Consider the following 710-nt stretch of genomic DNA (forward strand, 5'->3'; position numbering starts at 1 on the left):
CTCGGCAAGACCATCGGGGGCGAGCCCGTCATCGCCGATCTCGCCCGCATGCCGCACTTGCTGGTCGCCGGCACCACCGGGTCGGGCAAGTCGGTGGCGATCAACACCATGATCCTGTCCCTCGTCTACCGGCTGACGCCGGCCGAGTGCCGGCTGATCATGGTCGATCCCAAGATGCTGGAGCTGTCCGTCTACGACGGCATCCCGCACCTGCTCACCCCGGTGGTGACCGACCCGAAGAAGGCGGTCGTCGCGCTCAAATGGGCCGTGCGCGAGATGGAGGACCGCTACCGCAAGATGTCCAAGCTGGGGGTGCGCAACATCGACGGCTTCAACGCCCGCGTGGTGGAGGCCAAGGCCCGGGCCGAGACCATCACCCGCACGGTGCAGACCGGCTTCGACCGGGAGACCGGGGAGGCGATCTACGAGGACGAGGTGATGGAGCTCGATCCCTTGCCCTACATCGTGGTGATCGTCGACGAGATGGCCGACCTGATGATGGTGGCCGGCAAGGAGATCGAGGGCGCCATCCAGCGCCTGGCCCAGATGGCGCGCGCCGCCGGCATTCACGTGATCCTGGCGACGCAGCGGCCGTCTGTGGACGTGATCACCGGCACGATCAAGGCGAACTTCCCGACCCGGATCTCGTTCCAGGTCACGTCCAAGATCGACAGCCGCACGATCTTGGGCGAGATGGGCGCCGAGCAGCT

The 710-nt window shown here is 66.8% G+C and carries 1 protein-coding gene; it reads left to right on the forward strand.

The window, feature by feature from the left end:
• Positions 1-710 (forward strand): FtsK/SpoIIIE domain-containing protein (locus AC0QTX_RS27525; protein WP_474606968.1); only part of this gene is annotated, 710 nt, incomplete at both ends.

Source organism: Microvirga sp. jy35, assembly GCF_056148915.1.